Consider the following 22105-nt stretch of genomic DNA (forward strand, 5'->3'; position numbering starts at 1 on the left):
AGTAAATTTCCTGCTTTTTTCTATGAATAATGCACGCGTTATTTATGCATTTTTATTATAAAAATAGCGATAGGTTTTTTTCAAAAAAAAGAGAATTAGTTATTATACTAACTCTCCTCTACACACTTACTTTTTATTTGCTTTCTTCGCAATCGCAATCATTGTAGCCAAAACACCAACTGTAATAATCACAATAGCAATTACAGCAGTGGTAATAATAATTCCTGATGTTACTTCTGAAACACCCATTAGTTTACGTTCTCCTTTTGTATCTGACCCATTTATCTACATCAGCGTATTGGTCGATTTATTCCTATTATATACGAACTTGTAAAGCGACGAAATATGTGACACATAATTGACATACTGTTTATATGTTTTCTTTTAATTCTACGTTTTATTTAAGAAAATACGGGAATAATTCAAACATATATAAGAAATACTCTTTATTTCTTTAAAGAAGTATTGTAATATAAATGTAACAATTGTAATATCAACAACATGAATGTTACATATATTTCAATGAATGAGTAGGAGGGAAATGGAAATGAAAAAATTTGGAATAATCTTAGCATCACTTGCTCTTTTCTTTTCACTAAGCACAGGAGTTACAGCTCAAGCAGCATCACAAAATCTATCAACGACTAATGCGGTAAAGATTGCAGCAAACGCAAGCAACCATTTCTGGAATGCACTTCATGGATCTAAAGGTAATCTATGTACTCAACAAACATTTAATTATAAAGGCACTCAGTACTCATATCTTTGTCAAGATTTTAATACAAAAAGTAAACTCGTAAGCTATTTATCTGAAACTTTTACAAACAGTGCTATTCAAAAAGGATTAACAAACTATCGCTATATCACATATAATGGAAAGCTTGCTCGTCCTGTCGGTGACGGATTCAGTATGCTAGAGTGGAACAAAGCAAAAGCAAAACTAACTTATCAGCGCGCCGATGTTCGCTCTTATCAATTTACGGTTCCAACAGTTGACGGAGGAAGTGTAAAACGCACTGTTACATTTTATAAATCTGGTTCACAGTGGAAAGTAAATAAGTTTGATGCTGTACTATAAGTAATAAAAAACAAGGTCTACTAAGGCCTTTTTTTTTTATGCTCCCTTCAGCTCTTTATTGAAGAAGTTTCACTTTATTTTCATCAATTCCCCTTATAGTATGGATACACACTACTACTTATTCGATACATTGTCATCGGAGGATTTTATATGAACATACTACAAAAAAGAACGGCTTTTATCGTCATAGCGGCTTTTCTTTTAGCATTTGTTTTCAGTATCGTTTCACTATCACACTATAAAGGAGAGGAACATTTATTTTCGATTCAAGAAAGTCATCAGTTAAAAAAGATTACTAATGGTATATCTGCTCCTGATAATAATGCGAGGGATTATCGTCTTCCTTCAGGAAACGGTCCTGCTTCGTCTAACAATTCTGGAGAACACGTGACGCCTTTCCATAACTTATCTATGGATAACGGTGCAGGAAGTCAAGGAGCTAATAAAGACTATGAAACACCGCTAGCGCTTTATACCGTGGGCTTTTTTACAGCAGCGGCTTTCGTTTACGGCTTATTAAAGAAAAAGAAATGGCATCATTCTATACGGCATTCTCGCGTTATTTTATGGGCATTACTTGGCACTGGTTTATTTATTCGGATCGCGCTTATTCCGTGGGTAGGCTCCCACATGGATGCGTCTCTCTTCAAAAACTGGGCATCGGTTGCGGCCAATCATTTTTCAAACTTCTACGCTAAAAGTGGAAGCGATTATCCGCCGTTTTATATTTATATCTTGTTTATAGTTGGAAAAGTTAGTAGTTTACCAGATTTTCAGCAGTATTTTTCGCTGTTGATTAAGATTCCGCCTATTTTAGCAGATGTCGTCACATCTTATTTACTCTATCGTTTAGCTCGTAAGTACTTCGCACCTTCTTTTGCGTATTTGTTAACAATTGGGTATTTATTTAATCCGGCGATTTTAATCAATTCAACGTTTTGGGGACAAGTCGATTCATTTTTCACTTTACTTATTGTCCTAGCGATTGTGATGATTACGGAAAAAAGAATTTACGCGTCGGCCGTTATTTTTACAGCAGCGGTCTTAATGAAGCCGCAAGCGATTATTATTCTGCCAATTTTGTTTTTTGAACTCATTCGCCTAAAGCAAGTGAAACATTTTTTTGGCATTGCTTTAACGGCGGCTTTCACTGCTGCAGCGATTTTATTACCTTTTTCAGTTGGAAAAAGTCCAACGTGGATTATTGATTTGTTTTCATCAACCATTGGAGAATACCCGTATGCTTCTGTTAACGCCTATAACTTCTTTAGTTTAATAGGCGCAAACTATAAAGACAGCTCTACAACGCTGCTGTTTTTCAGCTATCACACGTGGGGACTTATTTTCATCGTCGTGACAACTGTTTTTTCATGGTTTATTTATATAAAAGGGCGCAGCTTCAAATACGCCGCTCTTGCAGCGCTTATTCAAATTTCAGGGGTATTTACGTTTTCTTCAAGCATGCATGAACGCTACTTATTTCCAGCAGCAGCGCTTGCTTTACTCGCTTATATTTATTTAAAAGACAAAAACTTGCTGTACTTATCCCTTGGATTTAGCATCAGTATTTTTATGAACACTTTTTTTGTTTTATATGGTGACAGCAACATGCAAAACAGCACGTCCTATCCATTTTCTATGTTCGCTACGTCTATGCTGAACGTTTTGCTGGTTGTTTTTTTAGTAAAAGTTGCTTGGAACTTAGTCCAAAAACGCACGGTTTTAAAAACCGCCTAATACAAAAAGCTCAGTGAGTATGATTGATCACTGAGCTTTTTACATAACAAGCGACATGCCTGGCGCGTCTTCTTCTCTTTCTTGAAATCCTAATTTTTTATAAAAATGATGTTTTCCTTTTGCTGCAAACAGCTGAATTGATTCGATTCCACTTTCTTGACATTTCGTCAACAGCTCTTGGATAATTTGCTTTCCAAGTCCTTTGTTTTGGTATGTGGGATCCACCATCACGTCGCAAATAAGCGCTTGATAAATTCCGTCTGAAATCATACGGCCGAATGCAATTAACCGGTCATTATCATAAATACCGACTCTAAACCAGCTGTTGGCTGCGGCTTCAAACAGCTGTTCTTTTGTATAATTGCCTTTTTTACTTTTATGTAATCCGCTTGCCTCATGCAAAGCTGCAAACTGCTCAAATGGCGGAATTTCTTTTTTTGTTACGTAGGACACGTTCATTCTCCTCTCAATACCGTTGCTTTCTATATCTATATTTATACATCAAAAAGAATAATAATTCAACATTTTTATCTAGTTATCATGTTACCCTTTCTTAAAATAAAAAAACTGCCAAAAGGCAGTTTTTTAAGCTTGAAGTGATTTTTTTCGTTTTTTAAGATCAATTCCTGCAATAATAAGCAAAATGACTCCAAGAGCAATCATGAGTTTACTCACTGTTTCTAACCACGCCGGTGCGCTTCCAGCAAGTAAAATGGCAAACCCAATGATATAAATAGGAAACCCCGCGAGTGCCCAAGGGGATTTTATCTTCGCTTTCTTCATATATACAATCTCCTCTTTCTTTACAGATTCTATGTAGGCTGTATATGATGAGTTTATCGAAAAAAAATGGAAACGACAAAGGAGTTGTCCTCATGTATACGCTGCCTCGAGCATTTTGTGATACCGTTACTCACCTGCATCCTCATAAAGGTAAAGAGTGGCTCGCTGATTTTCCTCAGCTGATTCGCTACTGTAAACGGCGCTGGTGTATCAACATTCACAGTCACTTTCCTCTTTCTTACCATTTTGTTGCTCCTGCGCGTAAAACAGATGGAAGCGAACTAGTTGTCAAACTTTTTGTAGAAACTTCAGAGTTACTTCATGAACAAGAAGCACTGACAGCACTAGCTGGAGAGAACATGGTAAAGGTAGTGGACAGTGATGCTGTAAAAGGCATTTTACTGCTTGAAAAGCTATCTCCCGGACGCTCACTTTCCTCTTTATCAACTAAAGACGAAGCTACGTTAATAGCTGCTCAGCTCATGAAATCTCTATGGCGTGTGCCTTATTTAGACTCCACTATCGACACAGCCGTTAAAAGAGAGAAACAGCTCCGAAAGTGTGTAGAAACGCACCCGAGCGGTATTGATTTTCTTTCTTCGGAAACGCTTCAGAATGCACTAGCCACTTTTTCTGAATTAAATCGATCTTCTCAGCAGCTTTTTCTGCTGCACGGCGACTTGCATCATGATAACATCTTACAATCTGTTGAAGATACGTGGAAAATTATCGATCCAAAAGGGTTAATTGGAGAAAAAGAGTACGAAATCATCCCTTTTCTTTTAAATCATCTGCCTAAGACAAACCCGGCAGAGACGATTGACCATCGAATCAATATATTTGTCGAAGAATTAAACGTAAGTAAAAAACGAATCTTACTGTGGGGATATGCTCATTCTGTACTAGCCACGTGCTGGTTAATAAAAGACCGCCAAGACGCTACTTCTTTTTTAAGTGCCATAGAAGCATTTCAGCACTTATATGAACGCTATTACGGATACAAAAAATAAGAGCCTAATCAGGGCTCTTATTTTTTACATTTCTCTGCTACAAGCTCATACGATTTTAATCGGTCAGCCGGATCGTACGTAATGGTGACAAGCATTAGTTCATCCGCTCCGTAACGTGCTTGAACTTCTTGAAGACGCGCGTGCACTTCTTCTGGATTGCCGATAATCATGGCTTCTTTCATCTTCTTCATTTTTTTCTCTTCTTCTTCCGTAAGCGGATAGCTAGCCGCTTCTTCAATAGAAGGCACGCCTTTTGCTTCCATTTTATCCTGCTGAATTTTCCATACGAGTGAGCTCGTTGCGATGCGATGCGCTTGCTCGGTTGTTTCAGCGCAAATAACTGATACAGTGACAATCGCATAAGGCTGATCACCGCTCCGTCTTGGCTGAAATGCTTGCTTGTACTGATCAATAATAGCTGAACCGTCTTGTTCACTCATAAACTGTCCAAACGTATAGGCCATTCCGTTTCTAGCGGCGAGCTCGGCACTTTTTTTACTTGTGCCAAGCAGCCACGGTTCTGGAGAGACAGGCGGCAGCGGCGAAGCTGAAAGCTTTGCGTATTCATGTTCAGCCTGAATTTTATCGTCTAAAAACTGCAAAAGCTCTTCAACAAGTTCAGGCATTTTAAATACTTGCTGCAAGAAATTATCCGACAGCGCATTTGTTGCTTCAGCCGATCCACCAGGCGCGCGCCCAATCCCTAAATCAATGCGTCCTGGAAACAGCGTTGCCAGCATATTATAAGTTTCCGCTACTTTATACGGCTTGTAGTGAGGCAGCAGCACCGCTCCCGATCCAATGCGAATAGTGTCTGTCTGTGCGCCGATATAGCCAAGCATCACTTCAGGAGCCGAGCAAGCAAGTCCAGACAAATCATGATGCTCTGCAATCCAATAGCGCTCATAGCCAAGCTTGTCACCAGCTTTGGCCAGCTTCATTGATGCTTTTAACGCTTCAGCTGGCGTCTGATGGGATGAAACGGGCGATTGGTCGAGTATACTTACTTTCATCACACATCTGCTCCTTATTCATTCACTTCAATTAAGCTTAATGAAAAATCCCCTACCTGTCCTTTTTCATATAAATTTGTAAAAGACGTGGAGTACTGATGAATCGTTCCTTGGAAATCTAGATCTTCTTCCGGCACGTTCACATGAAAGGTGCCCTTATATAACAGTGTAGTAATATCATGATATTCCTCACTTGTCACTTTAAAATCAACTGAAATTTTCGTTTTGCCTTTTACAATCTCTTGTTCATAGCTGTAAATTTGAATAGGCGTATCATTTAATACAATTTCCTGTACCACGTTAAATCGTCTCCTTTTTTAGTGCGTATGAAAAATAATAGCACTTGAAGAAGTCATGAGCAAATAAAAGAGCTTCTTTTTGCTCATGCAAAAAAGCATGGCTTTTTGCCATGCTTTTAGTCCAAAAACGATATTATACGCGCTTTGTACGCGTGCGTTTGAATACGAAATAAAGAACAATAATAACAAATGCTGCAACCACAAACGGAAGCGTATATTTGCTTGCTACGTCTTCAATGTTCGCCCAGTTCTCGCCGAGCTTTCCGCCTAAGTAAATAAATAAAATCGACCAAGGAATCATCGCTAACACCGTTAAAGATGTAAACTTCCAAAACGGCATTTTAGCAATACCTGCAGGAATCGAAATCGCATGTCGAACAACCGGTACAAAACGAGCGGAGAAAACAACGCCCGCGCCGTATTTATTAAACCAGTTTTCCGCAAGATCAATATGCTTATCATGAATGAATAAGTACTTCCCGTATTTTTGAAGAAACGGACGTCCTCCGTAGGCTCCAATCCAATATAAAAACCACTGTGCAATCGTTCCGCCAATAATTCCGGCAATGACCGCTCCAGGAAAACTAATCATCCCTTGAGAAATCATATACCCTCCGTAGGCTAGTACAATTTCACTTGGAATGATTTCAATCATTAAGCCGAGCGCAATACCTAAATAGCCAAGGCTCGTTAGAAAATCCAAAATACTTGTAATAAATGAACTCACCTTTAATCACCTTACTCATTCTTTAATAATTTTACACTACTACTATATTCCAACCATCAGTATAAAAGGAAACTATGAACTCATTATGAACAGCTTACTTCCCTGCAGACTGCCGGTACCTTTTCCGCAGCTCATGCGTATGCAGATCTGCTAGGCGGACCGGAATCGGAAGCTTACTTTCTCTTGAAATAAAATGCATCATGAGCTTATAAGACATGTCCAAATCAATATAGTTTCCGCACGACAGAAAAATAGGCTTTACTCCTTTTGCTGTCCTTACTACTCTACCATAAACTTCATCATCAATCACAATATCTTCATAAGCGCCTGCTGCATCGTCCGGCATAACGTAATTATGTCCGTTGATCTTCAAATAGCTTTTCCCAATTCCAACGGTAGGTTTATTGAGAAAAAACGAAGCATGTGTGGCTACTCCCATGTGCTCATAGTGCAAATATCCGTTGCCATCAAATAAAAACACATCGGGCTCTACTTGAAGCTTTTTAGCCGCTTCAAGAATTAAAGGAAGCTCTCGAAAAGCTAGAAACCCAGGAAGATAAGGAACGGTTACTTCTCCTACACTGTGTACTTTTTCCACAACGTTTTTCGTCTGATAATCAACCACTACAATGCTGCACGCTCCGTAAGATACGCCGTTTTCTTCCCAATACGCCACATCAACACCAGCACAGTTATGTATATGCGCCATTTTGACACGTGATGTTAAATCAATTTGTGCTTTTAGCTTTTGCTGAAGCGTCCGGCACTCTTCTTTTGTTTGCATCGTAAACGTATGTATGTACTGAATATCCATGTTCCATTCCTTTCATTGACTGACTCACCTATTATACAACTATTTTCTAAGAAATTCCTATTCTTTTTTTCCCACCTTTTATTATAGCGCTGTTTCCTTAATATTTAATTAAAATCACTATTCTTTTACGCATTTTTTGTAAACATCACCATGAAAAAGTCCCTATTTTTCTTTACGAAATGTCAACGCTTTCTACATACTTTCTCTATATCAGCATCACATTTTTTCGTTATGCTATTTCTATACCAACGCATAGGAGAGAAACGTGATGAAAAAATATTTAGCTGGTCTAAGCGCAGTCGCCTTGTTATGCTGTTCAATCACATCTTCTGCTTTCGCACGCACGGAAGAAAAACTCACGAACATCGCGCACCGAGGAGCCTCCGCTTACGCACCTGAAAATACAATGGCTGCTTTTCACCAAGCGCTAGAAATGAATGCAGACTACATTGAACTCGATGTGCAGCAAAGCAAAGACGGTGTACTGGTTATTATGCATGACCGTACCGTAGACCGAACGACAAACGGAAGCGGACACATTCGGCAGTTAACCTACGCTGAGCTTCAGCGCTTGGATGCAGGAAGCTGGAAAGACGATTCTTTTGCGAATGAAAAAATTCCAACTCTGTCACAAGTATTAGATGAATTTCAAGGAAAAATCGGTATATTAATAGAGTTAAAAGCCCCGGAACTTTATCCTGGAATTGAAAGAAAAGTAGCTTTTGAAATCAACAAGCGACAGCTCGATCATGTTATCATTCAGTCTTTTAACGTTTCATCCATGAAAAAAATGCATGAGCTTCTCCCAAACGTTCCTATAGGCATACTAACTTCTTCAGAACAAGATGCAAACCCAAACTCAATCCAGCAATTCGCCGCTTTTGCCACTTACTTTAACCCGTCTTATGACATACTAACGCCTACTCTCATCCACCAAGTCCATTCTGCCGGAATGAAAATATCGCCGTGGTCTGGAACCAAGCGGCTTCCCGCTTCATTTTTGTGGAAAACAAAAAGTGACGGAGTGATTACGAATTATCCCGATGAAGTGAATTGGGTGCAAACATCAACAAAAATAGGGAAGACCATTCACGCAAGCTCCGCGAGTCACACTGCTCGCTTAGTTGGTGTAAAAAAGTGATAGCAGCTTTCTTTAATAAAGAGCTCTTATAACCCTTCTCTTCTGTATAAATCTGACTTTCGATTATCTAAATAGTTCAAAATTTCCTTTGAACTTGCCGAAGACGATAGGTCTATGTCAACAATCGCAAGGTCCTCATTGTTAAGAGATTTAAACACACAGTGCCCATTAGGATTAATAACTTCACTTTCACCAAAATAGACATAGTCAGCTTCTAATCCAACTTTATTAGCAGCTGCAATAAAAATATGATTTTCTAAAGCTCTTGACCTCAAATAAATGTGCTGATGATGCTCGTGTGGTATCAAGATTGATTTCTAATGGATCATCTAAATCATCAAGAATCCCCCATTCATCTTCTTTAAAATAAGTTACTCTCTCTAACGGTACTAGACCCATTGCTCGACTTGGCACATAATAAAAGCCATTATGTAACTTTTCATAAAATTTAACAATAGATTGCGGAACACTTGACCAGGCTTGTTGCATTTCTAAATCGTAAATTGATTTGTTTGGTATTCCCCCTTCATAATAAAGAATTTCGTCATTTTCACTCTTCACGCTATATAGAATGGCGTACTGTCCATTATCTATAATGAGTTCAACATTCTACTAAATTCTCTTTTAAATATGAGATCCTATGACTTAATTCTTTCTCACATACCCGATTCCATAAAGCTATTAATTTATCTTTTCTCTCAGTCTTGTCAGTTCCTATAAATACTTCCATCCATTCTTCCGGGATGTTCTCTTTCTCAATACTTAGTAGTCTTCAGTAGATACAAACTCAATACTTTTTCTGTATTGTTGTAGAAAAGACAACTTATCCACTTAGAATCATTCCTATTTATCCTCTTAAATTCATTTATTAAACTATCTTTATTTTCTGCTGTTAGACTGTTGTAGAAACTAATAGGTGATTTCCAGTATTCATCAGTTTTCGGGTCTATTTAAGCTAGTCAGTATGTTTAAAATCATGAGTTTTCGGCTTTTCACCTGTCTTATTACTTCAATACATTTCATTTTCGTATCGACCAATGATCTTTAATAATTTTTTGTGGAACTGGCTTTGTTTGAACAGGAACTTGCAAAATTAATTCTCCCTCTAACCGACCACCATTTAAAATATTTAGGTTAAATTTACCAGAAGAATACTTTTTAGTAAACTTACTTAAATAACTTAATCCGATTTTTTCTTGTACTTCAGTCAGTTGAGTAAATTTCCTCGAAACAACTTCCTCCCCTGGAACATAAGAATCAACACTATATTTCTTCCCCTTGATTTCTGTTGCCTCCAACTCTACTTCATTATAAGGATATCGAGGACGTCCTTATTAAATCTATTTCCTGCTTCCCGTTGTTTTTTCACAAAATCGGGTATTGATTTCTTTTTAAATACTGCTTTATCCGTACCCTTAGTACACTTATAAAATTATCATGCTCGTTTCACTTTTCATACTACAATACAAAAAGCACTCATCATCTATCGTAGACAATTAAGTGCTTTAAGTTTGCAAGTTTTATAGTGAGAGTGTGACACCCTTTACATGCTGTGACAAATCATACATTAAAACGTATGTGCCAAGTTTACATACAATTTAAAATCAACTTCTATATCATTTTCAACACTTGTTCTTTCACATTTTCGTCAAACTTAGCTCCTTCTACATTTGCTCCTGTCCAAACTACATTGTCGAGTTTAGCACCGGTAAAATCCGCTTCTGTGAAATCCCCATTTAAAAGGATTGCACCGGTAAAATCCGCTTCTGTGAAATTAGCATTTCTAGCATCTACCTCTGATAAAATTACATTTTCCAAATGCACTTTTTCAAATTTACCATTTGTCAGATTGGCACCGCTGAAATCCGTTCCCGTACAGTCGGCCTGTTCCGCATCAATTCCTGACAAATTTGCATGGCGAAATGTAGCATGATTTAAAATTGTTCCCACTAATTCTCCATGTGAAAAATCAACTTCATCAAAACGAGTTTCAAAGCAACTACTTATATTTATCTTTGCATATTTCATATTTGCTTTAGAAAAATCCGCTTCGCCAAACCTACAATCCGCAATGTTAATTTCCTCTAAATTACAACTTCTGAAATCAGCCAACTCAAAATCGCAGTCATGAAACGCTGCTCTCATTAGTGAAGAGGCTCTCAACACAACACGTTTTGCCATAATACGCCTTGCCATTACTTCTGACAGGTCTGAAAAACTAAGGTCTAAATCACTCATATCTACCTGATCTATAACCTCATTATTATATTGAGATCTATTTACTATTTCCATGACTCTTATTCGATCATTACTTTTCTCATCCATGATTACAAATTCCTTTCCTTTAATTTTCTAGATACTTCTTCCAAGCAACATTGGGAGAATACGTGACAACCATTCGACTTTCATGAAAACTTGGCACAGCTATTACTTGAGCTGGTTCTAAGTATTTCATTACATGTAACCAACGATCTAGCAATGTATCACTATCAGCTTCTAATGGATTTTGTAAAAGATCCATACAAACCCCGCCCCATTCTAATTCTGATACGACAGCGGGAGTATTTAGTAAGAATTCTTTATCAAACATTTCCAAAACCTGACCACTAAAATATGTTCTAGCTCCTACTCCCAAAGGACCGTTAGGAAGAAATCTAACCGGTATAGGTAGAGATGAGATATTCATCCACTTTTGTAAACGTTCACGTTCAGTATTCCAAGGATTAGGTACTGGCCAACAAATTTGAGCTACTCCAAAACAAGGTTTTGCAACTTCTGCGATTTGATCAGATAGCATAAAAAAATCTGACCAAAATTTTTGAGGAATAGATTTTTGAAATTCAAATTTCAGAAATGAACCATAGTTCAAGTTAACTTCAAAGCGTCCTCTATAGTGCACAGATTTATCACGATACAGGTGAACTTCAGATACTTTACGTCCCGAAATTACTTCTTCTAGAATTTCCTCACGATTATATTCTACCCGTACCGTTTCGGCGTTCCCCCAATGAGTAGGAGCAAATTTTTCATTTGACTCAAACACATCCAAAAGACGACCCAATAGCTCCTCTTCGTTAAAAGCTACTGTGGGGTACATTGAAATTGAAAAATAATTAGGTTTCATCTATATCCTCCTTAATATCACTAAAATAAAGTTATACAGCATTTTCAATTCACTGCTTTATCCACATACCACCACCAGGTATAGTTGGATCTGGATACCATTTATGTGTCACTTTACCACTCTTTGGATCAGTATAGAAAATGTCACTATTTTCTCCTAAAGGCCCACTTGGTCTTGGCCTAGGAGGAATCCCATTTAAATCCGGATTGTCACTTGATATCGTCACGATATGACTTCCTTTTGTTTCTTTCGCCAGTTCTCTTTCAGCTCGCATTTGACTGTCATTATGAATAACATGTTCTTTGTCACTTATTTTGTGTTTATGATCATGAACCAAGTCAATTTCACCCTTACTATTACGCCCTATACTGTCTGGACGCGTAAGATGCCCTTCACTGGATGTATAGGTAACAACCTCACCGACGTTATTGTTTTCTAGCTTACGACCAAGATGTTCTCCTAAAGCTTTTCTTCCTTTTATTTCTTCTTCTCTACCACGCTCTGTGATCTTTTTAAGATTCTCATTCCTAACATCCCATTTTTCACGATCTAAAGGTTTTTTTGCTTCTTCACAATAACGATCATATCTAATATCATCGGCTACATCATACTCTCCTCGTGCTTCGGCTTCATCTATTTTCTTTCGATAATATATTTCTCGTTCTGGAGTTAGTTTAATTTTGTTTGGGTTTGTATTACTACCTTTACCCATACCCTTAGTACCCTTTTGAATTTGACGTTCACTCACACGCTCTACTTTTACAGGCTTTTCAATCATCTGCATCGTCTGTTTCTTCACATTCTGCAAGGTCTCCCTCACCGTCTGCTGGGCAAGTGCTGGACCTGCTGGTGCTAGTTCTGGCACGAGTCTTGGCATACTGCTGTCTAGGATGTTGTTATACGTTTTATGTAGCGACTGTGTCCAAGAGGCCGGTGCGTTTTTGACGCTTTGGTAGGCTTGCTTTGTGACGTTGGCAACAACGCTTGTGCGAAGCGTGTTGCGCATGTTGTTAAGCTTTTCGGTGCCTTTGGTTACAAGACTTTGTCCCATTTTCCCCGCTACCTTCGTAGAAAGCGCCCCAGCTCCAGCAATTCCTAAGGCTTGCAGAAGACTTGCTTTACGCTGCTCTTCACTGATTTTATTCCCGAACATATCGCGTCCGGTCATATATTCTCCTAGGCCGTTTGCAGCCACAAGACCATAGAGGCCTTTTTCGGTTTGCTGCAGGACTTTGAAGGATTTGGCGGATTTATATGCGTCTAAGGCATGATCCGCTGCGCTTAGGCCTTTAGCCGTTTTGTAGATTGCTTTTCCGCCTTTTGCAGCTCTTCCTACCCAGCCGACGACCGGAATGAAGCCGGCTGCTGCCATGGCTCCTGCTGCGACGCGCTGTGAGGTAGAAAGTTTTTCACCCGTAACAGGGTCCACGCCTTCTGCTGCTCGTTTATAATCATAATATCCGCTGACCTCTCCTGTAAAGGTAGAAACCGCATCCCACGTTTTTTCATACCATGGCTTGTTTGCTTCTTCTTCTTGCTTTTTTTCCAGCTCGTATACTTCTTCTTGCTGCTTGTTGTAGTCAACATACGAAGTCGCATAGTCGTTTAGCTTTGTTTGAACTTTATACAGCTCGCTGTCGTGGTACGCTTTTTCGTTAAAAGCAAGCTGATAGGCGCTTCCTCCTTGGCTCGTAGCAAGCTCTAAGCCGCTCACTAGCGTATTAACCACCGTATAGAAATCGTCCATTTCGCTGTATTCTTTTGACCATTCAGCATCAAGCTGGTTCACCGCTTCAATCGTATCGGTACGTTTTTTCTCTGCTTCTTCTATTTTATCGTTAAACTCACTCGTTGAAAACGCTGAAATAGAGACAATATCGTCGATGCCTTTTAAAATACTCTGCAGATCTTCGTGCTGCTGAGCAACCATTTCTTTAGCGTTGCTGTTGGAATTTTTTAACTCTGTTTCTAAAAAAGATTCATTTACAACCGTGCTTCCGGCTAGCTTTGCTTTCTCAGCTTTGACGTGAAGCGCTGAAAAATAGCTTTTTTGCATTTTAATTAAGTTTTCCCACTGTCCGGCCGTATCGGCGTGCTGCTTGTAAAAAGATTTTATATTGTCAGCGCCTTTTCCTTCTAAGCTGCCGTCTAAGTCCACTACGCCCTGCAGCGCTTTTTTCAGCTCACCCAGCTGGCTTAATAATTCCTCGTAGGCGTTTTCCCTGTCTTTTGCTACGTCAAACAGCGCTTTTGCATCGTATACCTTTCCCACAGTCATCCCCCTTGCTGCTACGAATGGATAATAGATTCGTCTTGTTCTTTTAGTAAGTCTACATTAGATTTTGTATCTTTTACGTTTTTGTTTAGCGCTTTTATATAAGTAGAAATAAGCGTTTGAATTTCTTCTTCGCGCGCTTCCCATTTCTTTGTAGTATCAAGGCTGTTTTTTCCGAGGTCAGGCATTTTGCTGATGGATAAATTTCCAATCGCTGTGCTGACTGCTTCAAGCTTTTTGATAACGTCAGCGTGATCAAGCTTAATCGTCATGAGGACAGCCCCTTTCTTATTTCACTAATCTTGTTTTCTACTGCGTCGTAGGCTTCTTCACCTTTAGCTAACAGAGAATCAGCTTCTCCAATAGCTGCGTTCAAGCCGCTAAAAAATCCTTTTTCGGCTTCTAACAGTCCAATCTTTATTTCGATTTGACGAATATATCCGTCATAATCACCGTCTAAAATGCCTTTTATATTGTCGTAGGCTGCCGTACGTTTTTCTTCAAAATCATCCGATAACATACCCGTCCACTTTTCTCCCAGCTCAGGCTTTTTGATGTGTTCAATTTCTTTTAATGAAACAGCTTGTTCATGCTCAATTTTACTTTTAGCTGTTCTTAGCTTAGAAATTTTCACTTCTACATCTGAGACTCTTCCAGATACTTCGCTCAGCAGTCCGTCTAATACGCTTCCTAAACCCATATCGTTCCTCCTGTTCCGCACATTTGGAGTTTAATCCAATAATTATAAGTATAAAATTTGTCTCATTATAGCTAAATAGGAAAAAACTCTCTTTTTTATGCTTCTAGTTTCATGAATTAGGATAAAAATGAAAAATAAGAGAAAAAAGACTCATGTCTAAATACGTTACCCACCCATATTCCGTTATCTAAAAGAGAGAATAAGTAGAATAAAACCATTTCTTTGTGCCCACACCTATTTTCTTCCATAAATTAAAGCTTTTCGCGTAAAAAGACTAATTTACACTTCGCTTTTTTACACAGCAAAAAACCTCTGCAAATTCTGCAGAGGTTTTATTTTATACTTGAACCGGCGTTGGTTCTTCAGCTGCTGGTTCATGCTGTACAAGTCCGTAGTTTTCCCACGCTCGGCTTCTCCAGCGGAAAAACATAATAACCGCGCGCGTCCATTCATCGGCTGCAATGGCAAGCCAAATGCCAGCGAGCCCCATGTCTAAATGAAAAACAAAGAAATAACCAAGCGGCAAGCTCATCATGACCATCGACATCGCACCAATTAACACCGGATATTTGGCATCTCCCGCTGCCCGCAGCGAGTTAATCAGCACAATATTCATCGTTCTTCCTGTTTCAAGCACAATACTCAGCAGCAGCACCGTCGCCCCTAGCTCAATGATATGCGGGTTGTCTGTGAACACGCTGATCAGCTGTGTTCTAAATGTCATCACAAGAATAACCATCATCATCGTTACAGCACTAGCCCACTTGACGCTTTTCCATACGCGATGGTATGCCTCATCTTTTTCATTTCCGCCTACTAAACGGCCGACAATAATCGCTGTACCCATTCCAATCGCAATGGCAAATAAGTAAATGAACATAGAAATATTCATCGCGTACTGTCTCGCAGCAAGTGATTCTGCTCCTAGGTAGGTTGCATAGTATAAAAAGACAATTTGACAGCCTTGATACATTACTTGTTCAAAAGCTGACGGAATACCGATTTTTAAAATTTTGCCGATATATTCTTTTGAAAGCGTAATGTAGTACTGAAATTTCACTCTATATTCCATCACTTGATACAGCAGCCAAAAGAACACAATCAGCGCAACGAATCGGCTGAACGCAGATGAAATCGCTGCTCCTTGCACGCCCATTTCCGGAAAGCCGAACTTCCCGAAGATTAAAGCATAGTTTCCTGCAATATGAAAAATGTTCATTCCAAGTGATACAAACATCGCCTGCTTCGTAAAGCCGTGTACGCGAATAATCGCTGCAAGAGAGTTAATAATCGCTTGAAGAAAAATAGCTCCTCCGACGATGGATAAATAGCTTTGTGCATACATCAGCACGTCGCCTTGCAAATTCATCGCTTCCATCATATGTCTTGAAAACAAAAGAAAACCCGCGCTAATGACTAGCCCGACTCCTAAATTTAACGTAACGGCCAAAGCAGAAATCTTTGACGCTTCCATATAACGTTTTGATCCTAAATACTGAGATACAACAATTGCTGCCCCGTTACCAATGACCTCTAACACCAAAATTGCAATGTGAAGGTATTGATTGGCTGCTCCGACTCCAGATACGGCATCATCCGAAAGCGCACTTAGCATAAAGGTATCAGCAATTCCCATCAACATAAAAAGAAACACTTCTAAAAAGATTGGCCACGTTAAGAAAAACAAATTCAGCTTTTCTTTTGGCCCTTTTTTTGTTTCGACCGCGGTCATCCCATCACCTTCTTTACCGATATCTAATTTCAAACAAGAAGTATCTTACCACACATTTCCTTTGTATACATCCCCTTTTTAGCACATTTTTTATTTTATTTGTTTAGGCATAAAAAAAGCTGCTCCCTTGAAGGAAGCAGCTTTTTTCGCTATTAAATTGAAATTTTCACTTCTGCACTCATACCTGGGAGAACTTTATCTGATGCATCATCAATTGAAATTTTCACCGGTACTTTTTGCGTTATTTTTGTGTAGTTTCCTGTATTTTGAGCTGGAAGCATAGAAGAAACTGAATTTGTTGCGCGGCCGATTGCTTCAACATGACCTTTAAAGACTTTGCCTGAATCTCCGTCCACTGTAATATCGACGCTGTCTCCTTCTTCTAAGTCACCTAAGTCTGTTTCTTTAATATTTGCCGTGATATAGATTTTAGATAAATCAGCTGTTTGTGCTAATACATCGCCAGCTTTTACTAATTGATTTTGAGAAGCATTGTTTTTAATGATTGTTCCGTCAATCATAGACGTCACGTCTGTTGATTTTTCGCCTTCTTTTAAGCTTCCAACAGAATCACCTTGAGAAACGCTATCTCCTTCTTTTACATTCCATTCGCTTAACTGACCGTTAGCTGAAACAATGACTTGTGAAAGCGGTGCTTCTACCTGCGCTTCATCAGTTTTAACATAATTTGCTTTTTCGTAGAAATAATATCCACCAAAACCTACTAGTAATAAAATCACAATGATTCCAACAATGTTAGTAACCAATAAACGACTTTTACTCATCGGAATTCCTTCTTTCTATAGTTAATATATTATACAGATGTTTCTTCTGTTTGAGGTGCCGGCAGCATTTTTCTTTCTTCTTGCGGCTCAGCTTTTTGTTGAACCTCTTCTTTTTGAACAAGAATTCTATTTTTACCGCTCCACGCTTTACTTAGTGAAGCAATGAGCATAATTACGCCTAAAATACCAAGCATGAAAAATAAGTTGTGATACGCATGTAAAATCGACGCTTTTTTAGCGCTTGCTACAACAGCTGTCACGGCCGATGATTTTGCGTCTGCTTGACTCATTCCCATACCCATATAGCGTTTAATCATTTCAGACAGCTGCAGCTTCACTTGAGGATCTGCTGAGCTAATTTGACCTCGAAGGTCTTCGTAATAAATCGCGTTTTGTCGAACAACGAACCATCCTATTACAGGTGCTATAATTGCTCCTAGTAAATTTCGAATAGAGTGCAGAGAAATTGAACGCATAGAAGCTTGATGTAAATCTCCGGCTAGTGCCGCTCCTAGCGCGCCGGATACAAGTGCCATACTAACACCCATACCAAAGAACATGATATGAAGATACAAGCTCACTAGTGATGTATCGGCTGATACGTTTACCCAGCTAAATCCTACAATAACAATTAGAAGTGATCCAATCGCTCCAAGGTAGCCTGGGCCAAATTTGTCATACAAGAAGGTCGTAGCAAATGCTGAAATCAGTACCCCAATAAAAAAGTACAAATAAAAATAAGAAAGCGTGGTGTACGATGCATTTTGCACATTTTGCATGACGCCATTAATGCCTGCGATTGCTAGAATATATGCCATATGACCGCCAATTGCCATAATTGTACCTGCAACTGGTTTTACGGCTAGCAGTGACTTTAATGGTACTAACGGATTTTCAGCCGCTAAATCAACTAAGACAAAAATGACAGCTAATCCTGCTGCAGCTAATAAGAACGGCCACACTTGAATAGAAGCGAATCCTTCATATCTTAGTTCATAAAGTGGATACACTAATAAAATCATAATAAGACTAAGGATAATGATACTTTTCTTATCTACTGGACGCTCTTCTTGCTGACTTGGATCATGCGCTGGCAATACCTTATATCCGATAAATAGACATACAAGAGAAGCAAGTATTCCTAAAACAAAAACCCAGCGCCAATTATCCATGCTAAGAGATACAGCTCCTAAAAAGGCTCCAATCGCCGTTGAACCGAACAGTCCGCCGATCGCTAACACTAAAAAGAAGTTTCGGATTTTATTCGGAAACGAGATTAGCGCAGCTGGAATAATGGTTAAAAACAGCATTCCTGAGCTTAAGCCTTGAATCAGACGACCAATGGATAAAAACGCAACGTTTTCAGAAAAAACGTTAATAATCGAACCTACTAAAAAGACTAAGACGAACGTTAAGTATGCTTTACGCACGCCATATTTTTTCGTCAGCATTGGACCAATAGGTACTCCAAGTCCAAATGCCAAGTTAGAAATAATAGATGGCAATAGTAAACTTTGTGTACTCGTATCAAATCGATTTTGAATTAATACTTGATTGACCGTGTAAGATAAATTCAAAAAATACTGAGGGCCAATCGAAAATAGCGTTAAAATCGCCATAATTAAGTATTTAGGTACGCTTAAACCTTGTTTGTCGGAGGCTACTGCTGGATTATTCTGACTCATATTTATTCCTCCTTTTATTAAATTCTTTTTATAAGACTAACAATTCCTTGCATATTTTATCATACAAGTTGTATGACACAAGTTATAGCAGCACTACATATTATACATCTTTTAAAGAAGAAATCAACTTCTTTGTTTCAACTTAAAAAGACTATTTTTCAATAGCCTTTTTGTTTATCTATATGTATTCGCTTTAACATCCATTACTGCGCCATTTTTTAAAATCGTGATTCAAGCGGGATAAACTTTTTTCCAGTGCTAAAATCTCTTCTTCCGACCAATCTTCTAATACTTCGGCATAGGCTTGTTTACGCTTGCTTTGTACATGCTGCAAAATATCTTTTCCTGAATCCGTCATTTCAATTAAACTAATCCGCCCGTTTTCCGGACTCGGAAAGCGGCGAACAAACTGTTTAGTCTCAAGCGCAGATACTTGCCGGCTAGCTGTAGATAAGCTCAGTTTTAAATTTTCAGCTAATGCATTAATCCCGAGCGGACTGCGCTGATCTAGCTCGCTTAAAAGTAAATATTCAGAACGGTCCAAGCTTCCAAGCTTCGGACTGTGTGTTGTTGTTAGACGAACAAGCAGCGCAATTTCGTGCTCAATGGTTTGCAGCGATTCTCGCTTCACCTCTGTCTCCCCCTTTATCTCATAGAACATTCTGTAATTTTTGATATGTTTACTATACCGCAACCGTTCGCGTGAACCAACTTTTTTCCGTTTTTCTTCTATTATATAGATAGAAATCATAGATGGGGTACATTTAATTCCAGCATCACAGGACAGTGGTCGCTTCCCATTACATGCGGATGAATAGTCGCTTCCTGAATAATGTCCTTTATCGTCTCTGATACGATAAAATAATCAATGCGCCATCCAATATTTCGTTCTCGCACTTTGTTCATATACGACCACCATGTATATGCTCCTTCTTGATGCGGGTATAAATAGCGGAATGTATCAAGAAATCCGCTAGTAAGAAGCGTCGTCATCTTTCCTCGCTCTTCTACTGTAAAACCGGAATTTCCTCGGTTTGGCTTTGGATTGCGCAAGTCAATTTCTGCGTGTGCTACGTTTAAGTCTCCGCATAAAATCACTGCTTTATGACTATTTAATTTTTTTAAGTACACGAGCAAATCGTCTTCCCATTGAAGCCTTTCTTCAAGCCTCGCTAAATCTCTTTTAGAATTTGGTGTATACACATTTACTACATAGCATTGGTCAAACTCAAGCTTAATGATACGCCCTTCATCTTCTGATTCTTTATCAACACCGTATGACACGGATAAAGGCTTCTGCTTTGTAAAAACAGCTGTTCCGGAATAGCCTTTTTTCACGGCGTAATTCCAGTACTGATAGTACCCTTCTAACTGCAAATCAATCTGGCCTTCCTGCAGCTTCGTCTCTTGAATACAAAATACATCCGCATCCATTTCTTGAAAATAATCTAAAAATCCTTTTCGCACACACGCGCGAATGCCATTTACATTCCACGAAATCAACTTCATAAACTGTACACGTTCTCCTCACTTGATTTATGTATCAGTATTTAGTGTAGACAATTTTTTGCATGAGTTCAAATAATTTAAAACGTACACTTTTCTTTTTAAGGTATTCCTTATATTTCTTCTTATTTTATTTTCCGTACCTCAAACACTAGATATAAGAGGTGAAAAGCAATGTCAACAAACAACTCATATGAAAATACTGAAGAAGTTTCTGCTGTTTCTAAAAAGGAAGAACATCCTACTAAACAATGCGAAAGACAAGATCAAACGGCGCTCACTAAAGAAGATTTTTCTTTAAATGATTCTGCCATCAAACATTTCAGCAGGTAATCCATAGAAATAAAAAACCGTTAACTGGTAGCAAGACTTGTTGTACCAAGCTCTTGCTATCCATTTCTTAAAAACAAGGTGATCATATGCTAAAAACCAATCAAATGATAGAAGCCATCAAAGAATATTCTATGCCTTTTGCTAATGTCGATGACTTACTGCCGCTTATTAACAAAGCAAGCCAGGCTCAATACGTTCTTCTCGGCGAAGCATCTCACGGCACATCTGAATTTTATAACATTCGAGCAGGTATTACGAAAGAATTAATTCAGCATCATGGCTTTTCCTTCATAGCAGTGGAAGGAGACTGGCCTTCATGTTTTGAAGTCAACAGGTATATTAAAGGATATACAAACCAATACGCGAATGCCGAAGATGTTTTGAAATCTTTTAACCGCTGGCCTTCATGGATGTGGGCCAATCAAGAAATAAAAGAATTAATTGAATGGCTTCGTGTTTATAACAACAACTTGCCGGCACATCAGCCAAAAATAGGTTTTTACGGCTTAGATGTATACAGTCTGTGGGAATCGATGGAAGCTATTATTGAGTACTTAGAAAACAACCATTCTTCTGATGCACAAAAAGCAAAAAAAGCCTTTGAATGCTTTGAACCTTTTCACCGTGAAGCACAGATGTACGGAATTTCTTCTGCGTTTTACGGAAAAAACTGCATGGTAGAAATCCTGGAGCTTTTGCAAACCATTCAGCAAAAGAAAGACACCTATACTCATGAGCCTGAAGCTGCGCTTAGTATGCAAGTAAATGCGCTGGTAGCGAGCAATGCTGAAGCTTATTATCATACGATGATTACCAATGACAATGAATCGTGGAATATTCGCGATCGTCATATGGTAGAAGCTTTAAAATATATTCAATCTTACTACAAGAATAGTGCTAAAGGAATTGTATGGGAGCATAACACTCACATCGGAGATGCAAGAGCAACGGATATGAAAAGCAGCGGCATGGTGAATGTAGGTCAGCTTACCCGTGAAGAATACGGACAGGAGCATGTTTACGCCGTCGGATTTGGAACTCATCACGGCACAGTCATTGCTTCTGATAGCTGGGGTAATCCGCAGCAGGAATTAACCGTTCCTCCAGCTATGGAAGGAAGCTGGGAAGATACCCTTCACCGAGCAGGTGCTTTTGATCAATACCTCATGTTCACGGAAGAAAATCAACCATTTTTTCATTCAACGATAGGCCATCGTGCCATTGGTGTTGTATATGACCCAGAGATTGAACAATACGGAAATTATGTTCCTTCTCGCTTGTCAAAACGATATGATGCTTTTATTTATGTAGAAGAAACACATGCTTTATCGCCACTCACCTTTTAATCAAACAAGCGGACTTC

The 22105-nt window shown here is 38.8% G+C and carries 25 protein-coding genes; 6 read left to right on the plus strand and 19 right to left on the minus strand.

Translation table 11 applies throughout. The annotated features are described in order from the left end of the window. Positions 1–126 precede the first annotated feature (126 nt). Positions 127–249: a hypothetical protein gene (locus tag ACLHDF_RS20715; protein ID WP_013057357.1), complete on the minus strand. Its 123-nt coding sequence runs from the start codon at positions 247–249 to the stop codon at positions 127–129. 292 nt (positions 250–541) lie between these two features. On the opposite strand from ACLHDF_RS20715, the gene ACLHDF_RS20720 reads away from it, so the two are divergent. Together ACLHDF_RS20720 and ACLHDF_RS20725 are read left to right on the plus strand one after the other, a co-directional pair. Further along, positions 542–1078, plus strand: coding sequence for an IseA DL-endopeptidase inhibitor family protein (locus tag ACLHDF_RS20720; protein WP_413920526.1), 537 nt, complete (start codon positions 542–544; stop codon positions 1076–1078). 150 nt (positions 1079–1228) lie between these two features. Next, on the plus strand, positions 1229–2815 hold the full coding sequence (locus ACLHDF_RS20725) for a hypothetical protein (RefSeq protein WP_413920527.1): 1587 nt from the start codon (positions 1229–1231) through the stop codon (positions 2813–2815). A 39-nt stretch (positions 2816–2854) separates the two neighbouring features. Here ACLHDF_RS20725 and ACLHDF_RS20730 read toward each other — a convergent pair whose 3' ends face one another. Continuing rightward, complete coding sequence (locus ACLHDF_RS20730; RefSeq protein ID WP_413920528.1) at positions 2855–3268, minus strand: GNAT family N-acetyltransferase; 414 nt, start codon at positions 3266–3268, stop codon at positions 2855–2857. 132 nt (positions 3269–3400) lie between these two features. Continuing rightward, complete coding sequence (locus tag ACLHDF_RS20735) at positions 3401–3598, minus strand: hypothetical protein (RefSeq protein ID WP_413920529.1); 198 nt, start codon at positions 3596–3598, stop codon at positions 3401–3403. 92 nt (positions 3599–3690) lie between these two features. On the opposite strand from ACLHDF_RS20735, the gene ACLHDF_RS20740 reads away from it, so the two are divergent. Then, positions 3691–4608, plus strand: a complete 918-nt coding sequence (locus ACLHDF_RS20740; protein WP_413920530.1) for an aminoglycoside phosphotransferase family protein — start codon at positions 3691–3693, stop codon at positions 4606–4608. Between the two features lie 17 nt (positions 4609–4625). On the opposite strand, the gene ACLHDF_RS20745 is transcribed toward ACLHDF_RS20740, so the two are convergent. From ACLHDF_RS20745 to ACLHDF_RS20760, 4 genes are all read right to left on the minus strand, one after another. Continuing rightward, entirely contained in the window at positions 4626–5621 is a 996-nt protein-coding gene (locus ACLHDF_RS20745; protein WP_413920531.1) for an LLM class flavin-dependent oxidoreductase, read from the minus strand. 14 nt (positions 5622–5635) lie between these two features. Then, positions 5636–5920, minus strand: coding sequence for a DUF3219 family protein (locus tag ACLHDF_RS20750; protein ID WP_251393264.1), 285 nt, complete (start codon positions 5918–5920; stop codon positions 5636–5638). A gap of 133 nt (positions 5921–6053) precedes the next feature. After that, positions 6054–6647, minus strand: coding sequence for a DedA family protein (locus ACLHDF_RS20755; RefSeq protein ID WP_014459791.1), 594 nt, complete (start codon positions 6645–6647; stop codon positions 6054–6056). 94 nt (positions 6648–6741) lie between these two features. Then, positions 6742–7461, minus strand: a complete 720-nt coding sequence (locus ACLHDF_RS20760; protein WP_413920532.1) for an endonuclease V — start codon at positions 7459–7461, stop codon at positions 6742–6744. A gap of 268 nt (positions 7462–7729) precedes the next feature. On the opposite strand from ACLHDF_RS20760, the gene ACLHDF_RS20765 reads away from it, so the two are divergent. Then, positions 7730–8602 (plus strand): glycerophosphodiester phosphodiesterase, encoded by an 873-nt coding sequence (locus ACLHDF_RS20765; RefSeq protein ID WP_413920533.1) that lies wholly within the window; start codon positions 7730–7732, stop codon positions 8600–8602. A 26-nt stretch (positions 8603–8628) separates the two neighbouring features. Here the strand turns inward: ACLHDF_RS20765 and ACLHDF_RS20770 are convergent, their stop codons facing one another. The 12 genes from ACLHDF_RS20770 to ACLHDF_RS20825 form a co-directional block, all read right to left on the minus strand. Next, a complete protein-coding gene (locus ACLHDF_RS20770) occupies positions 8629–8910 on the minus strand; it encodes a nitrilase-related carbon-nitrogen hydrolase (protein WP_413920534.1) in 282 nt (93 codons plus the stop codon). Between the two features lie 711 nt (positions 8911–9621). Beyond that, entirely contained in the window at positions 9622–9900 is a 279-nt protein-coding gene (locus ACLHDF_RS20775; RefSeq protein WP_413920535.1) for a hypothetical protein, read from the minus strand. A gap of 313 nt (positions 9901–10213) precedes the next feature. Continuing rightward, positions 10214–10927 carry a pentapeptide repeat-containing protein gene (locus ACLHDF_RS20780; protein WP_413920536.1) on the minus strand — a complete coding sequence of 238 codons (714 nt, stop codon included), beginning with the start codon at positions 10925–10927 and terminating at the stop codon, positions 10214–10216. Positions 10928–10946: 19 nt separating this feature from the next. Next, positions 10947–11726: a hypothetical protein gene (locus ACLHDF_RS20785; RefSeq protein WP_413920537.1), complete on the minus strand. Its 780-nt coding sequence runs from the start codon at positions 11724–11726 to the stop codon at positions 10947–10949. A gap of 49 nt (positions 11727–11775) precedes the next feature. Beyond that, positions 11776–13998, minus strand: a complete 2223-nt coding sequence (locus ACLHDF_RS20790) for a ribonuclease YeeF family protein (protein ID WP_413920538.1) — start codon at positions 13996–13998, stop codon at positions 11776–11778. Between the two features lie 17 nt (positions 13999–14015). Next, entirely contained in the window at positions 14016–14273 is a 258-nt protein-coding gene (locus ACLHDF_RS20795) for a YwqI/YxiC family protein (RefSeq protein WP_057236031.1), read from the minus strand. After that, positions 14270–14701 carry a DUF5082 domain-containing protein gene (locus ACLHDF_RS20800; protein WP_413920539.1) on the minus strand — a complete coding sequence of 144 codons (432 nt, stop codon included), beginning with the start codon at positions 14699–14701 and terminating at the stop codon, positions 14270–14272. The genes ACLHDF_RS20795 and ACLHDF_RS20800 overlap by 4 nt, the downstream gene beginning before the upstream one ends. A gap of 337 nt (positions 14702–15038) precedes the next feature. Then, entirely contained in the window at positions 15039–16433 is a 1395-nt protein-coding gene (locus ACLHDF_RS20805; protein WP_413920540.1) for an MATE family efflux transporter, read from the minus strand. 152 nt (positions 16434–16585) lie between these two features. Further along, positions 16586–17218: an efflux RND transporter periplasmic adaptor subunit gene (locus tag ACLHDF_RS20810; RefSeq protein WP_413920541.1), complete on the minus strand. Its 633-nt coding sequence runs from the start codon at positions 17216–17218 to the stop codon at positions 16586–16588. Positions 17219–17247: 29 nt separating this feature from the next. Continuing rightward, the gene (locus ACLHDF_RS20815; RefSeq protein ID WP_413920542.1) at positions 17248–18903 is read right to left on the minus strand and encodes an MFS transporter; all 1656 of its coding nucleotides are present in this window, start codon (positions 18901–18903) and stop codon (positions 17248–17250) included. A 193-nt stretch (positions 18904–19096) separates the two neighbouring features. Further along, on the minus strand, positions 19097–19534 hold the full coding sequence (locus ACLHDF_RS20820; RefSeq protein ID WP_413920543.1) for a MarR family winged helix-turn-helix transcriptional regulator: 438 nt from the start codon (positions 19532–19534) through the stop codon (positions 19097–19099). 116 nt (positions 19535–19650) lie between these two features. Next, positions 19651–20412, minus strand: coding sequence for an exodeoxyribonuclease III (locus tag ACLHDF_RS20825; RefSeq protein ID WP_413920544.1), 762 nt, complete (start codon positions 20410–20412; stop codon positions 19651–19653). Between the two features lie 171 nt (positions 20413–20583). Between ACLHDF_RS20825 and ACLHDF_RS20830 the strand changes: the two genes are divergently transcribed. After that, positions 20584–20742, plus strand: a complete 159-nt coding sequence (locus tag ACLHDF_RS20830) for a hypothetical protein (protein WP_413920545.1) — start codon at positions 20584–20586, stop codon at positions 20740–20742. Positions 20743–20828: 86 nt separating this feature from the next. Continuing rightward, positions 20829–22088: an erythromycin esterase family protein gene (locus ACLHDF_RS20835; protein ID WP_413920546.1), complete on the plus strand. Its 1260-nt coding sequence runs from the start codon at positions 20829–20831 to the stop codon at positions 22086–22088. Positions 22089–22105: the final 17 nt, after the last annotated feature.

It is taken from the genome of Priestia megaterium (assembly GCF_046599315.1).
In the GTDB taxonomy this organism is placed as follows: Bacteria; Bacillota; Bacilli; order Bacillales; family Bacillaceae_H; genus Priestia; species Priestia megaterium_F.